Annotated in this window: 12 protein-coding genes and 1 pseudogene; all 13 read left to right on the forward strand. The window is 66.2% G+C overall.

Translation table 11 applies throughout. The features are described from left to right. Position 1: 1 nt before the first annotated feature. On the forward strand, positions 2–412 hold the full coding sequence (locus tag ACTJJX_RS27515) for a TIGR03750 family conjugal transfer protein (protein WP_003140993.1): 411 nt from the start codon (positions 2–4) through the stop codon (positions 410–412). Next, entirely contained in the window at positions 409–1,101 is a 693-nt protein-coding gene (locus ACTJJX_RS27520) for a PFL_4703 family integrating conjugative element protein (protein ID WP_054414806.1), read from the forward strand. Before ACTJJX_RS27515 ends, ACTJJX_RS27520 begins: the two co-directional genes overlap by 4 nt. Then, the gene (locus tag ACTJJX_RS27525; protein ID WP_054414804.1) at positions 1,098–2,012 is read left to right on the forward strand and encodes a TIGR03749 family integrating conjugative element protein; all 915 of its coding nucleotides are present in this window, start codon (positions 1,098–1,100) and stop codon (positions 2,010–2,012) included. Before ACTJJX_RS27520 ends, ACTJJX_RS27525 begins: the two co-directional genes overlap by 4 nt. Beyond that, the gene (locus ACTJJX_RS27530) at positions 2,002–3,435 is read left to right on the forward strand and encodes a TIGR03752 family integrating conjugative element protein (RefSeq protein WP_054414802.1); all 1,434 of its coding nucleotides are present in this window, start codon (positions 2,002–2,004) and stop codon (positions 3,433–3,435) included. Before ACTJJX_RS27525 ends, ACTJJX_RS27530 begins: the two co-directional genes overlap by 11 nt. Continuing rightward, positions 3,416–3,850 carry a TIGR03751 family conjugal transfer lipoprotein gene (locus ACTJJX_RS27535; RefSeq protein ID WP_025513344.1) on the forward strand — a complete coding sequence of 145 codons (435 nt, stop codon included), beginning with the start codon at positions 3,416–3,418 and terminating at the stop codon, positions 3,848–3,850. The genes ACTJJX_RS27530 and ACTJJX_RS27535 overlap by 20 nt, the downstream gene beginning before the upstream one ends. Continuing rightward, positions 3,850–6,738 (forward strand): conjugative transfer ATPase, encoded by a 2,889-nt coding sequence (locus tag ACTJJX_RS27540; RefSeq protein WP_054414800.1) that lies wholly within the window; start codon positions 3,850–3,852, stop codon positions 6,736–6,738. The genes ACTJJX_RS27535 and ACTJJX_RS27540 overlap by 1 nt, the downstream gene beginning before the upstream one ends. A gap of 13 nt (positions 6,739–6,751) precedes the next feature. Next, a pseudogene (locus ACTJJX_RS27545) lies at positions 6,752–7,496 on the forward strand (thioredoxin domain-containing protein). Between the two features lie 195 nt (positions 7,497–7,691). After that, positions 7,692–8,186, forward strand: coding sequence for a RadC family protein (gene radC / locus ACTJJX_RS27550; RefSeq protein ID WP_023657710.1), 495 nt, complete (start codon positions 7,692–7,694; stop codon positions 8,184–8,186). Positions 8,187–8,376: 190 nt separating this feature from the next. Beyond that, the gene (locus tag ACTJJX_RS27555) at positions 8,377–8,727 is read left to right on the forward strand and encodes a MerR family transcriptional regulator (protein ID WP_440782036.1); all 351 of its coding nucleotides are present in this window, start codon (positions 8,377–8,379) and stop codon (positions 8,725–8,727) included. A 109-nt stretch (positions 8,728–8,836) separates the two neighbouring features. Continuing rightward, positions 8,837–11,800, forward strand: a complete 2,964-nt coding sequence (locus ACTJJX_RS27560) for an HsdM family class I SAM-dependent methyltransferase (protein ID WP_003292121.1) — start codon at positions 8,837–8,839, stop codon at positions 11,798–11,800. A 149-nt stretch (positions 11,801–11,949) separates the two neighbouring features. Continuing rightward, a complete protein-coding gene (locus ACTJJX_RS27565) occupies positions 11,950–12,468 on the forward strand; it encodes a hypothetical protein (RefSeq protein ID WP_013721898.1) in 519 nt (172 codons plus the stop codon). 143 nt (positions 12,469–12,611) lie between these two features. Beyond that, positions 12,612–13,055 carry a TIGR03757 family integrating conjugative element protein gene (locus ACTJJX_RS27570; protein ID WP_096861881.1) on the forward strand — a complete coding sequence of 148 codons (444 nt, stop codon included), beginning with the start codon at positions 12,612–12,614 and terminating at the stop codon, positions 13,053–13,055. Beyond that, positions 13,052–13,996, forward strand: coding sequence for a TIGR03756 family integrating conjugative element protein (locus ACTJJX_RS27575; protein WP_096861880.1), 945 nt, complete (start codon positions 13,052–13,054; stop codon positions 13,994–13,996). The genes ACTJJX_RS27570 and ACTJJX_RS27575 overlap by 4 nt, the downstream gene beginning before the upstream one ends. Positions 13,997–13,998 lie beyond the last annotated feature (2 nt).

The raw sequence follows: 13,998 nt of genomic DNA on the forward strand, positions 1-13,998 counted from the left end.
GATGGCCGTCCCCTCGGAGACCCCGCAAGACACGCTGGTGAGCTTCCTGCCGCACCGGCTGAATCGCCAGCCGGTGGTCGTGCGCGGGCTGACCGCCGACGAGCTGTGGATCTGCGCCGGCCTGTCGGCCGCAGCCGGATTCGCACTCGGCCTGCCGCTGGCCTGGCTCACGCACAGCATCGCCATGGTGCCGACGCTGATCGTCGCCGGCATCGCGCTGGGCGTCTTCGTCGGCGGTGGTTTTCTGCGCGCACAGAAGCGCGGCCGGCCCGACACCTGGCTGTACCGGCAGCTCCAGTGGCGGCTGGCATTGCGGCACCCGGCGCTGGCAGCGCTCCTGGGCGGACAGCGCCTCATCACCCGCTCGGGCTACTGGACGACCCGGCGAAACGCCAATCGAGGTGCGCCATGAGCCGTTTCAGGAACGAGGTTGCGCACCTGCAGGCGCACGTGAAGACGCTGCGTCTGGGGGCCGGCGCGTTGTTCGTGGTGGCGCTGCTGCTCGGCTTCGGCTGGTGGAGTGCGCCGAAGAGTCTGACCATCCATGTGCCGCCGGACTTGCGCTCGGGCAGCACGCGCAAGTGGTGGGACGTGCCGCCCGAGAGCGTGTATGCCTTCTCGTTCTATATCTGGCAGCAGGTGCAGCGCTGGCCCACGAACGGCGAAGAAGACTACCTGCGCAACCTGCGCGTGCTGTCGGCCTACCTGACGCCGAGCTGCCGGGCCTTCCTGCAACAGGACTACGAGTACCGGCGCGCCAGCGGCGAGCTGCGTCAGCGCGTGCGCGGCATCTACGAGATTCCCGGCCGCGGCTACGGCGACGATCCGGCCACGCGCGTCAAGGTGGTTTCCGACCGCGATTGGATCGTCACGCTCGACGTGAGCGCGGACGAATACTACGGCTCCGAGCAGGTCAAGCGCGCCCTGGTGCGCTACCCCATCAAGGTCGTCCGGCTGGACATAGACCCCGAGCGCAACCCCTTCGGCCTGGCGCTGGACTGCTACGCCGGCGCACCCCAGCGCATCGAACCGCCGCCGACGCCGACCCAGGCCGGCGCGCCCGCCAACGCCTCCGGCCACCTGCAGGGAGACTCCCCATGAAGCCCGTTGCCTTGTCGGCCCTGGCCGGCGTCCTGCTGATCCTCGGTTTCGTGCCGGCCAGCCAGGCCGTGGAAATCCTGCGCTGGGAGCGGCTGCCCCTGCCGGTGCCGCTGGTGGTCGGCCAAGAGCGCGTGGTCTTCATCGACCGCAATGTGCGCGTCGGCGTGCCGGCCAGCGTCGGCGATCAACTGCGCGTGCAGAGTGCAGGCGGCGCGATCTACCTGCGGGCGAGCGAGCCGATTCCGCCCACGCGGCTGCAACTGCAGGACGTGGAATCCGGCGCGCTGATCCTGCTCGACATCGCCGCCGAGCCGGCGAAGGACGGCCAGGCGCCGCTGGAGCCGGTGCGCATCGTGGAAGCGGAGGCCCCCGCGAAGCGCTACGGCGGCGGTGCAGCAAGTGGCGCGGACGAGCAGGCCGATGCGCCCGCAGACAAATCCGTTCCCCGGCGCGAAACGCCGGTATCGGTCGTGCTGACGCGCCATGCCGCGCAGAACCTGTACGCGCCGCTGCGCACCGTCGAGCCGGTCGCCGGCATCGGGCGCGTGAACCTGCGTCGCGACCTCGCGCTGGACACCTTGCTGCCGACGCTGCCGGTGCACGCGCGGGCACTGGCCGCGTGGCGCCTGGAAGACCAGTGGGTGACGGCCGTGCGACTCACCAATACCTCGGCGCGCTGGCTCGACCTCGACCCGCGCGCCCTGCAGGGGAACTTCGTGGCGGCGACCTTCCAGCATCCGAACCTGGGGCCGGCCGGCACCGCGTCCGACACCACGGTGCTCTACCTGGTCACGCGCGGCCACGGCCTGGCCGAGTCGCTGCTGCCGGCGCTGAGCCCGATCGACGCCAGCGTGAACCTGCCGCCGGCCGCCGCGGCCGGCTCGACCGGAGGAGCGCGCGATGAAGAGTAATCCGCTGCTCAAGTGGCTGCTGATCCCGATGGCGCTGCTGCTGGTGTTCGTCGGCATCAAGCTGTTCTCCGGCGCGCCCGGCGGCCAGCCCGCTCCCAAGGGCGCGGCCAGTACGCTCACGCTCGAGGAGATGAAAGCCTTGGGCATCGCTGGCGACACGCCGCGCGATACCGTCGCCACGCTGGTGGCCCAGGTGAAGCAGTTGCGCACCGAGCTGCAGAGCGCGCTCGGCGACAACAAGCAGCACAAGGCCGAGAACGAGCGCCTGCGTGCCCGGGAAAGCGCGATCGACCAGCGCATCCAGAGCGCGCTGGAAGGCGAGCGCAACCGCCTGGAGCAGGAGCGCACCCAGGTGGCCAGCGACAGGCAGCAGACCCAGGGGCTGCTGCAGGATCTGCAGCGGCAACTGGACGGCCTTTCCGGCAAGGGTGGCCCGTCCGACCTGCCCGTCGGACTGGGGCTCGAAGAGGGTGACGGCCAGCGCTTCAACCGCGGCGCCGGTGGCACGCAGTGGGTCGAGCCCGACGACGCCAAGGTCGACGCCAAGAGCGGCAGCAAGGCGCCGAGCTTTCCTCTGAGCTTCGGGCCGGCCCAGAAAAGCCTGTCGGCCGCAGTGGAATCCGTCGCCGACGTCGGCAGCCGCGCGGTGGGCGCATCCACGAAGGCGGTCTACACCGTGCCGTCGAACTCGACGCTCATGGGGTCGATTGCCATGACGGCGCTGATCGGGCGCGTGCCGATCGATGGAACCGTCAACGACCCGTACCCGTTCAAGGTGCTGATCGGCCCGGACAACCTCACGGCCAACGGCATCGACATCCCTGACGTGGCCGGTGCCGTGGTCAGCGGCACGGCCTCGGGCGACTGGACGCTCTCGTGCGTGCGCGGGCAAATCCGCTCGGTCACGTTCGTGTTCCATGACGGCACCATCCGCACGGTGCCTGAGGACAGTAGCAAGGGTGGCAGCAGCGGCGGCAACTCGGGGCACAACGGCGCCAGCATCCAGGGCGGCCTGGGCTGGATCAGCGACCCTTACGGCATTCCCTGCGTCAGCGGCGAGCGGCGCAGCAACGCCCAGCAGTACCTGGGCAGCCAGGCACTCATCACCGCAGCCGGCGCCGGCGCGGCCTCGCTCATCAAGTCCGACAACGGCAGCGTGGCCGTGGTCGCCAACAGCAACGGTTCGCTGGGCACCGTCGGCATCAGCGGAAACGAAGCGATGGGCCGCATCCTCGCGGGCGGCGTGCGCGACATGGCCGATTGGGTCAACAAGCTCTACGGCCAGGCCTTCGCGGCGGTCTACGTGCAGCCCGGCGCCAAGGTGGCCGTGCATCTGGAGCAACCGCTCGACATCGACTACGACGCCAAGGGGCGTCGGGTCCACCACCGCACCGGAGAAGCCCATGCCTCGGATCTGGATTGACGCGGCCGCCGTGCTGCTGGCGGCCACCCTGCTCGGCGGCTGCGCCACCAGCAAGGAGAAGCTGCTGCCGCACGGCGACAGCACCATGCTCGACATCTGGAATCAGGAGACCGGCGGCGGCGCGGGCGGCGGCCAGGCCGCGCGGCAACTGCTCGACGCGCGCCAGGGCCTGCGCCGGCCGCTGACCGAGGCCGATGTGCAGGCGGCGCCCGGCGTGCAGGCGCGCTACACCCGTACCGCGCAGAACGAGATCTACCGCCAGTTCCACCGCCTGCCGAACCCCGACCTGGTGATGTACGTGTTCCCGCACCTGGCGGGCACCGACCCGGTGCCGGTGCCCGGCTACAGCACGGTGTTCCCGCTCTACCAGCGCGTGCAGTACGCGATGCCGGGCGAGCGCGTGGAGGACTACTGATGGCCTGGTCGCTGCCGTGGTCACGCAAGCCCGACGCATCGCCTGCTGACGCCGCGGATGCGGCCGATGATGCCTGGGCACAGCACGTAACGGCGCTGGCGGCACAGGGTGTCGCCGAGCCGGGCAGTGCGCTCGGCCGGGGCCGGCGCAGGCCGGCCACCCAGGCCGACCACGATGCGCTCTATGGCGTCGCGCCGTCGTTCGCGGACTTGCTGCCCTGGGTCGAGTACCTGCCCGACACGAAGTGCATGTTGCTGGAAGACGGCCAGTCGGTGGCGGCCTTCTTCGAGCTGGCGCCGGTCGGTACCGAGGGCCGCGAGATGGCCTGGCTATGGCAGGCGCGCGATGCGCTGGAGAACGCCCTGCAGGACTCCTTCGACGAGTTGGACGACAACCCCTGGGTGGTGCAGCTCTATGCCCAGGACGAGGCCGACTGGGACAACTATCTGCGCTCCCTGGCGAACTATCTGCAGCCGCGTGCGCAGGGCAGCGCGTTCAGCGACTTCTACCTGCGCTTCTTTGCCCATCACCTGCGCGCCATCGCCAAGCCGGGGGGCTTCTTCGACGACACCACGGTGACGCGCCTGCCGTGGCGCGGCCAGGTCCGGCGCGTGCGCATGGTCGTCTACCGCCGCACGCCCGCGACCCCGACCCTGCGGCGCGGCCAGTCGCCCGAGCAGGCGCTGACCACGATCTGTGACCGCCTCGCCGGCGGGCTGGGAAATGCGGGCGTGAAAGCGCGGCGTCTCGGCGCGGCGGACATCCACGCCTGGCTGCTGCGCTGGTTCAACCCGAATCCGACTTTGCTCGGCGCCACGGCCGAAGATCGGGAACGCTTCTACGCGCTGACCCGCTACCCGGAAGAGCGGGAGGAGGGCGAGATCGAGCTCGCCAGCGGCACCGACTTCGCGCAGCGCCTGTTCTTCGGCCAGCCTCGTTCGGACGTGCCCAACGGCCTGTGGTTCTTCGACGGCATGCCGCATCGGGTGATCGTGATGGATCGCCTGCGCACGCCACCCGTGACGGGTCATCTGACGGGCGAGACGCGCAAAGGCGGCGATGCCATGAACGCGCTGTTCGACCAGATGCCCGAGGACACGGTGATGTGCCTGACGCTGGTCGCCACGCCCCAGGACGTGCTGGAGGCGCACCTAAACCACCTCGCCAGGAAGGCCGTCGGCGAGACCCTGGCCTCGGAGCAGACCCGGCAGGACGTGCAGCAGGCGCGCGGGCTGATCGGCAGCGCGCACAAGCTCTATCGCGGCGCGCTGGCGTTCTACCTGCGCGGCCGCGACCTGGCCCAGCTCGATGCGCGCGGCCTGCAGCTCGTCAACGTGATGCTCAACGCCGGCCTGCAACCGGTACGCGAAGAGGACGAGGTGGCGCCGCTGAACAGTTACCTGCGCTGGCTGCCGTGCGTGTTCGATCCGGCTGCCGACAAGCGCCAGTGGTACACCCAGCTCATGTTCGCGCAACACGCGGCGAACCTGGCGCCGGTCTGGGGCCGCAGCCAGGGCACGGGGCATCCGGGCATCACGTTCTTCAACCGCGGCGGCGGTCCGATCACCTTCGATCCGTTGAACCGCCTCGACCGGCAGATGAACGCGCATCTGTTCCTGTTCGGCCCCACGGGTTCGGGCAAGAGCGCGACGCTCAACAACATCCTGAACCAGGTGACGGCGATCTATCGGCCGCGCCTGTTCATCGTCGAGGCGGGCAACAGCTTCGGCCTGTTCGGCGACTTCGCGGCACGGCTGGGCCTCACCGTGCATCGGGTGAAGCTCGCGCCGGGCGCGGGCGTCAGTCTGGCTCCGTTCGCCGACGCCTGGCGCTTGGTCGATACGCCGAGCCAGGTACAGACGCTGGACGCCGATGCGCTCGACGAAGACCAGACCGATGCCGGCATGGCCGTGGACGGCGATGAGCAGCGCGACGTGCTCGGCGAGCTGGAGATCACTGCACGACTGATGATCACCGGCGGCGAGGACAAGGAAGAAGCCCGCATGACGCGCGCCGACCGCAGCCTGGTCCGCCAGTGCATTCTCGATGCGGCCCAGCATTGCGTGGCGGATAGACGCACGGTGCTCACGCGCGATGTGCGCGACGCGCTGCGCGAGCGCGCTCGCGACGCCACGCTGCCGGAGATGCGGCGCGCACGGCTGCTAGAGATGGCCGACGCCATGGATATGTTCTGCCAGGGCGTGGACGGCGAGATGTTCGACCGGTCCGGCACGCCTTGGCCCGAGGCGGACATCACCATCGTGGACCTGGCCACCTTCGCGCGCGAGGGCTACAACGCCCAACTCTCGATTGCCTACATCTCGCTCATCAACACCGTCAACAACATCGCCGAGCGCGACCAGTTCCTGGGCCGCCCGATCATCAACGTGACGGACGAAGGCCACATCATCACGAAGAACCCACTGCTCGCGCCCTACGTGGTCAAGATCACCAAGATGTGGCGCAAGCTCGGCGCCTGGTTCTGGCTCGCCACGCAGAACCTGGACGACCTGCCGAAAGCGGCCGAGCCCATGCTCAACATGATCGAGTGGTGGATCTGCCTGTCGATGCCGCCCGATGAAGTCGAGAAGATCGCGCGCTTCCGCGAACTCAACGCTTCGCAGAAGGCGCTGATGCTTTCGGCCCGCAAGGAGGCCGGCAAGTTCAGCGAGGGCGTCATCCTGTCCAAGTCGATGGAAGTGCTGTTCCGCGCTGTGCCGCCCAGTCTCTACCTGGCGATGGCGATGACCGAGCCCGAGGAGAAGGCCGAACGCTTCCAGTTGATGCAGCAGCACGGCATCAGCGAGCTGGATGCCGCCTTCCGCGTGGCCGAGAAGATCGACCGTGCGCGGGGCATCGAACCTCTGGCGCTGGACACGTTGGCCTGACGGGAGCGACACGATGCGCATGCCTTCCTTCGCCCGCCGTCATCCCCGGATCGGTCTGCTGATCGTGGCAACGATTGGGGTGGCCTCGTGGATGCTGCTGCGCGCGCCGCATCCGGCAACCGAGCCCATGTCCCTGGCCGCCGCCGGGTCCGAAGCGTCGAAACCGGCCGGCCCGCCCTGGCTGTATGGCCGTGCCGATGCGCGCTTCACGGTGGTCGGGTACGCCGACCTGGAGTGTCCGTACTGCCGGGCCTACTTCCCCGCGCTCAAGCGCTGGATCGACGCCCATCCCGAGGTGAACTGGCAGTGGCACCACCTGCCGCTGTCCATGCACGAGCCGGCCGCGACTGCCGAGGCACGCCTGGCCGAGTGCGCGGGCGAGACGGGCGGACATGCCGCGTTCTGGCAGGCCGTGGCGTGGCTCTACGCGCACACCCGCAGCGACGGCCAGGGCCTGCCGGAGGGCCTGCGCTATCCCGACCTCACACCAGCCATGCAGGGTTGTCTCGACAGCGATCGCCCCGATGCCGTCATCCGCGCCCAGGCGGTGAAAGCAGCACAGCAGGGCATCGCGGCCACGCCGGCCCTGCAACTGCGCGACCGCGAGTCCGGCAAGACCCTCCTGCTGCACGGCCCCGTCGAAGGCGATGCCTTGCTGTCGGCCATCGACCTGCTCGCCGCCGGCAGCACGACCGTAGCCGAACCCGCCCATTCCCCAGACATGCCCGCCGGCGTCCGCCGGTGACATGCCCAGGTAGCCATCGATCTTCAAGGCTGCGGCGCGGCTCGTCCGCGTTGATCGAAACCCGTTCGCATCGCATCCATTGACGCGAACAGCCACTGCATCCGCGGTGGTGGATGCCCGCTCGTCACCTGTTCCATCCCCATCGTCCCCAGGAGGGTTTGCCCTCCAGGGGCAGGCGCCCTCCGATCTCATCCATTGGAGGTTCGCCATGTCTCTCGTCATCGCCGACTCCCGCCCGGAGTCGCTCACCCTGATCGCCGCCCAGCACGAAGACTGGATCATCCAGCAGGCCATTACCCTGCTGGAGAACCGCGTGTTCAAGGCCGGTCCGGCGCTGGGCAGTCCCGCCGCCGTGCGCGACTACCTGCGCCTGAAACTGGTCGCGGAGCCGAACGAAATCTTCGCCGTCGTGTTTCTCGACAACCAGCACCAGGTGCTCTCCTTCGAGCCGCTGTTCCAGGGCACGGTCGACCAGACTTCGGTGTATCCGAGGGTGGTTGTCCAGCGTGCGCTGGCGCTCAACGCTTCGGCGCTGATCCTGGCGCATCAGCACCCCTCGGGGAACACCGAGCCCTCGGCCGCTGATCGTGCGATCACCGAGCGGCTGAAGAGCGCCCTGGCCACCGTCGATGTCCGGGTGCTGGATCACTTCATCGTCGGCAAGGGCAGCCCGTACTCGTTCGCCGAAGCCGGCTTGTTGTAGTCCGCAGGCGCCCCTTCCGGGGGCGCCTTGCGTCTTGCCCCTATCCACACGTTCGCGATGCGCTCTGATGGTCGCGACTTTCGGAAGCTTGGAAGGCTTGTGGGATAGGCGGCTGAACCGGCCTTTACCTGTTGAGAAGCACACCTTTGCATGGCAGAATCTGCATATTTTCTAGTTGCCAGCAACGCGAATGTCTGCCGTCACCGCCATCCAGTACACTCAGGACCAGATGCGCACGCTAACCGGCGTGTCCGTCGAAACGGTGCGGCATTGGCGCAAGACCGTGCCCTACTTGGCGTCCAAGACCGGGAAGGCTGCCCGATTCACCTTCGCGGATCTCCTAGGCTTGGCCGTTACCAATGAGTTGGTCAGCTCGTTGGGAGTGCACATCGCCACCGTCAGCGTCGGCGTTGACGCGCTCTTTCGGTTGCTGGGCACGAGTAGCGCATTGGCGCTGAATGGGTCCGTGGCGTTCGTGACGCCCACTTTGGCGAACCTGTGCGATATCGGCCCCGAGGGGGTTGNCAACCGACTCTCGTGATCCCGCTCGATCCGTTGATCATGCGGCTTCAGCAGCACATGCTGCCGATCGTCCCGACGCCGAGCCAGGCAGCGTTGCCGTTTCCACCCGAAGCTATCCGGAGTAGGGCGTGAACACTGCCACGCTGGAACAGGTGCTCGCCGCAACCGGCTACCTGCCGGACGGGCGACCCGCGCCCGGCCTTCGGTTGGGGGCTGAGGCGCAGTCCTCGCGCCACGGCCGCGTTTTTGTTCCGGACGCATTGTGGCGCAGCGCGTCGTCGTTGACCGTCTACTTCAAGTTTGAGCAAAGCGCGCCTGCAGACGATCTGGTCAGCCAGTGGCGACGAGAGGTCTGGAACGAGGGGTTCGCGCCGTTGCTGTGGGTGATCTCGCCGCAGCGTATCGACCTGTACAACGGTTTCGGCACACCCGCGAAAGAAGGCGATGCCCAGAGACATTTGATTCGGCGTTTCGAGAACATCGAAGCTTCGCTTCATGAACTGGACGAGTTGGCCGGCCGACTGGCGATCGAGACGGGCCAATTCTGGGCCCAGGTGCCGGCCATCGATCGCAAGACCAGCGTCGATCAGAAGCTCCTGTCTGACCTTGGATGTCTCGAACGCGATTTGGTCGCAGGCAATCTCGCGCGCGATGCGGCGCAGGCCTTGATTGGGCGCGTGATCTTCACCCAGTACCTGATTGACCGCGAGATCGTCAGTGCGGCGCGGTTGAAGCGGGTATGCGGCCGCACGGCGTTGCCGGCGATCCTGCGCGACCGGCCAGCGACCAGCAAGCTGTTCGCATGGCTGGCCCAGACCTTCAACGGCGATATGTTTCCGCCCTCGTCGGTGAAAACGACACCAGCCGCTCACCATTTGACGCGGGTTGCGGAGTTCCTGGAGGCTGTCGATCCTGAAAGCGGGCAACTCAGCTTCTTCCCCTACCAGTTCGACGTGATTCCGGTCGAGCTCATCAGCTCGATCTACGAGCAGTTTGCACATGCTGAGCCGCAGACTGGAGGAAAGCGCACAGAAGCGTTGCGAAACGGCGTGCACTACACGCGACTGTCCGTCGTCTCGCTGGTCCTCGATGAGGTCATGGATGGTCTATCTGGACGGGAGTCGGTGCTGGATTTGACGTGCGGCTCCGGTGTCTTCCTGGTCGAAGCGCTGCGGCGCTTGGTTCATCTTCGCTCGCAAGGTCAGCCGCCCACGAGGGAGCTGATCCGCTCGACGCTCTACGGGCAGGTGTATGGCGTAGACATTAGCGAAGCCGCGATTCGCGTCGCTGCGTTCAGCCTGTACCTGGCTGCGCTTGAGCTGGACCCTGACCCGCAACCACCGCAGTCCCTGAAGTTCCAGCCATTGATCGGCAGGACATTGCTCGTCGGTGACGCTCGTACTGTCGAACGTGATGGAGATGGCAAGGCCGTGCTGGCGACGCCGACAGGGCTGAAGCAGTTCGACCTTATCGTGGGCAATCCCCCTTGGAGCTTTAGGGGGCAGACAGGAACCGAAGCGCGGCGCAAGACCAGGGTTGCGGGCGTACCTGCGCAACCGCGCGGTGAAGGCTTGGATTTCGTGTTGCGAGCGGCGGAGTTCTCACATGAGAAGACCCGTTTCGGCATCATTCTTAGCGCGATGCCGTTCTTCAGCCGCAGCGGCACCGGCATGGCAGCAGCTCAGCATGTGATGCGAGCCGTGGCTCCGATCACCTTGGTAAATCTGTCCAATTTGTGCAGTTGGCTCTTCGCGACAGCGGCTATGCCCGCAGTGGTTCTCTTTGCCCGTCATCGACCGAAGCAGCGAACGGATCAGGTCACGGTCGTTCAGATCCCGTGGACGCCCAGCGGTGCAAGGACTCATTCGTTCGAGGTGGCGCCGAGTGACGTCATCACTTTGACACTCGACGAGATCCAAGAACAGCCGTTGAAGCTCAAGGCAGCAGCCGTTGGCCGGCGCCGTGACCTCCTATTGCTGGATGACTTGACTTCGGCCCACAGAAATCTGGGCGAGCAACTCTCATTACTCGACACTACCTTCCAGGTTGGATTGATTCGCGGGGCCCCAGAGAATCAGACGCGCGATGCTCGCCCGCTAAAGGGATTGGATGTACTGCAAGTCAAAGACATGCAGCACTTCAACATTCCCGATGATTTGCCGACTTTCAGCCAATCGAAGGCACAATGGCCACGATCGCGGGAGATATATCAAGCCCCGCTTCTCATCGTGAAGGAAATGCTTCTGGGGAGTCCACGCGTCTTGGCGGCCGTCTCCGAGCGGGATCTCGTCTTCACGAACTCATACTTCGCAGTGTCTCTTCCGAGAGGGCACACGCGGACGGCACATTTGCTTGCCACCGTGTTGAGTTCTGCTTTTGCGACATGGTTCTTCTATCTGACCGCTGCAGAGTTTGGAATCTACAAGAGGAAGCTGCTGGCTCGCGACCTCAGCTTCCTACCGGTGCCTAATTTCACGAGCGCAGTGAAATCTGAGGCTGGCCAGCGCCTGCTGCAGATTGAGAAGAATCTGCGCGCCAACGGCACCGACGAGAGGGGATGGGCTGAACTGGACGAAGCTGTCTTCGATCTGTACGAACTGAACGATGCCGACCGAACTGTCATTCGAGACGGCCTCCTTCGCGCCGGGTGGCAATGGGAAACCGGCCGCGAATCATCCGTGGAGCCATCGGACAGTCGTACTGAGGTCACGGCGTATGCCAAGACGTTCCTGTCCGTTATCGAGGATTGGCTTTCCGTTCGCAATAAGCGGCACATGCGCGCCGAAGTGCTCGACTTGCCAAGCAGTTCGGCCTTGCGCGTCGTGCGCTTTGTCTTGGAAGAGGGGCCGGGTAATGCGAGCGTGAGCGTCGTGGCACCACAAGGCGAATTGGGTGAAGTACTGGCACGTATCGGCAGGCGCCTGAAAGTCAAGATTGCGACCGCGCTCAGTGCAGAGCGGGAATTGCGAGTGCACGGACGCAACGAAGTCGTGATCATCAAGCCAGCAGCGCGGCGCTACTGGATGGGCATAGCGGCACTGGAAGATGCCGATGCAGTGGTCGCGGAGAGCTTTTCAGGGGGCAAAGTTTGAGGATCCCCTATGAGACACCTCCTGCACTGGGCAGAGAGTTCATTGAACTTGAGCCCGAGGTTGTGGCGGTCATTCTGCTGACACTGGCCGCAGGTTGGCAGCGAGCATGCGCAGCCGAGGACGTGAATGCCAACGCTGGAGAGGTAATCATGACCGAGCGCCTGCGGGACGGGATGCGCATTGCGCTGAAGAACTCCCCGTGGAAGCAGATCATGGTGCTACCTGGCACGGAATCGCGATCTAAAAGCAACGTGATGCTACCAGACGGACGTACCGACATCCCGCTGGCGTTCGTCGAAATTTTCTTGCGCACGCAGGAGCATGATCCGCACGCGATCATCGAATGCAAACGAATCGCCGGGTCGGACACTCACTTGTGTCGAGAGTACGTCGTCGAGGGCATGGATCGATTCATCCAGGAGAAGTACGGCGAGAACCATGCTATCGGCTTCATGGTGGGGTACGTTCTTGCCGGCGTTCCTTCGGAATCCGCGGATGGCGTCAACGCTTACTTGAGAAGAGTTTCGCGCTCGGTAGATCGCCTCGCCCCGAGCGACATCAGTGACGGGACTTGGCAGAGCCTACACGCACGCTCCAAGCCGTCGATGCCGATTCGCTTACAGCATGCGTTTCTTGGGTTCGCGGGCACCTCAGCGTCCCGCACCTGATCTCCGCCTCCGACAGGAGGCAATCACAACGCTCACAACGGCATAGGGTATGAAACCGGCAGGGGCCGGATGCGGTTTCTTTGTCGCGCTAGATCGGCACTTGAAGTCGACTGTGACTTTGATCGACTCCAAGGACGCCCGATATGCCGGCCCCCGTCTTCAAGGCTTCGCCCCGGCTGCCGACCATCAGCATTGCGCCCGGACTGTGGGCAGTGCTGTTCATGTTTACCCAGACTGCAGCAGCCGACGTGCTCGTCGTCACCGACAGCCGTCATCCGGTGCAGGCTCCAGCCGGCGTGCGGATCATCGAGCTGGACCAGGCCACGCGCATCGAGGTCGAACTCGCCGCGCACCTACCGGCCGACCCGCAACAGGCTGCAGCCCTGGTGCGGCAGCGGTTGCATGACGGCGGCGAGGCCCTTCAACGCCGCATCGGCCACGCCTACCAAGGTGTCGCGGATGCCTGGGGACTGGGCATCGCCAAGATTCCCGCCGTGGTGGTCGATCGACGCTACGTGGTCTACGGCGAGCCCGGCGTGCCCCGCGCCGTCGCGCGCATCAACGCCTACCGGAGCACGCAGCCATGAGCCTCCTGCTGGCACGCCGGCGCCTGCGCGCCACCGCCGCCTCGCTGCTGCTGAGCACGGCCACGTCGACGTTCGCCCTGGACACCGCCACCATCGTCTCGTCGGCGCTGTCCCCCGACTGCCTCGAATACCGCGTGGTCGGTATCTGCTACTGGCTGTACTGCACGCCCTTCGGCTGCTCGGTTCGCACTTCCGTCAAGGTGCGCCACTACGTCCCCGATGCGGTGGTGTCGAGCCACTCGAACACTGGCGAAAACCCGTGGCTGGAGGTCAGGGCGATGAGCATGCCCAACCCGACCGCCAAGGCTGGCGGTGACGGCACGACCAATCACGACAACGAGAACAACCTCGCCAAGTTCAAGAACGCCGATGTCATCGGCCATCCGGCCGGGCTGGTGTTCAGCCAGTTCGCCAGCGCCTCCGGCTACACCTGCGAAGGCGCTGGCACGGCCTTCATGCCGTATCTGCTGAGCACGCTCGACACGATCGCCTGGCGCTACAACATCCCGGAAGCGTTCTACCCCGAAGCGCTCATCCCCGGCCGGCGCGAAATCGGTACGCGCACCGGCCTGAACCTCTGGGGCAACGTGTATCCCCGCGGTGGCTTCCTGCACCAGACCGACGACCACAAGAGCGGCGCCGTGGTCGCGCAGCGCGCGGGCGACATCGTGACGCGCCGCAACCAGATTCACGTGTACCAGCCTCTGCTGGCCAACGCCCGCGACGGCTACTGGCCGGCCGGCGCGCTGATGGAGACCGACGCCTCGACGGGCAAGTGGCAGGAGCTGACGCCCACGCTCTCGAACAGTTGCGTGGTTTTCCCGCACAGCCGCACCCGCGTGCAGGCCCAGCAAGGCGACTACGCCTGGGCCTTGTGGCGGCCGTACTCCTGCTGCCGGCGCCGTGGCCAGGTCTTCCTCGGCAGCGTCGATTTCATGTGAGG

Source organism: Pseudomonas sp. 22490 (genome assembly GCF_052044465.1).
In the GTDB taxonomy this organism is placed as follows: Bacteria; Pseudomonadota; Gammaproteobacteria; order Pseudomonadales; family Pseudomonadaceae; genus Pseudomonas; species Pseudomonas aeruginosa.

Excerpts from the sequence above, each read along its gene's own strand:
- ACTJJX_RS27515 (WP_003140993.1), top strand. The coding sequence starts at position 2 with ATGGCCGTCCCCTCGGAGACCCCGCAAGACACGCTGGTGAGCTTCCTG.
- ACTJJX_RS27520 (WP_054414806.1), top strand. The coding sequence starts at position 409 with ATGAGCCGTTTCAGGAACGAGGTTGCGCACCTGCAGGCGCACGTGAAG.
- ACTJJX_RS27525 (WP_054414804.1), top strand. The coding sequence starts at position 1,098 with ATGAAGCCCGTTGCCTTGTCGGCCCTGGCCGGCGTCCTGCTGATCCTC.
- ACTJJX_RS27530 (WP_054414802.1), top strand. The coding sequence starts at position 2,002 with ATGAAGAGTAATCCGCTGCTCAAGTGGCTGCTGATCCCGATGGCGCTG.
- ACTJJX_RS27535 (WP_025513344.1), top strand. The coding sequence starts at position 3,416 with ATGCCTCGGATCTGGATTGACGCGGCCGCCGTGCTGCTGGCGGCCACC.
- ACTJJX_RS27540 (WP_054414800.1), top strand. The coding sequence starts at position 3,850 with ATGGCCTGGTCGCTGCCGTGGTCACGCAAGCCCGACGCATCGCCTGCT.
- radC (WP_023657710.1), top strand. The coding sequence starts at position 7,692 with ATGTCTCTCGTCATCGCCGACTCCCGCCCGGAGTCGCTCACCCTGATC.
- ACTJJX_RS27565 (WP_013721898.1), top strand. The coding sequence starts at position 11,950 with ATGACCGAGCGCCTGCGGGACGGGATGCGCATTGCGCTGAAGAACTCC.
- ACTJJX_RS27570 (WP_096861881.1), top strand. The coding sequence starts at position 12,612 with ATGCCGGCCCCCGTCTTCAAGGCTTCGCCCCGGCTGCCGACCATCAGC.
- ACTJJX_RS27575 (WP_096861880.1), top strand. The coding sequence starts at position 13,052 with ATGAGCCTCCTGCTGGCACGCCGGCGCCTGCGCGCCACCGCCGCCTCG.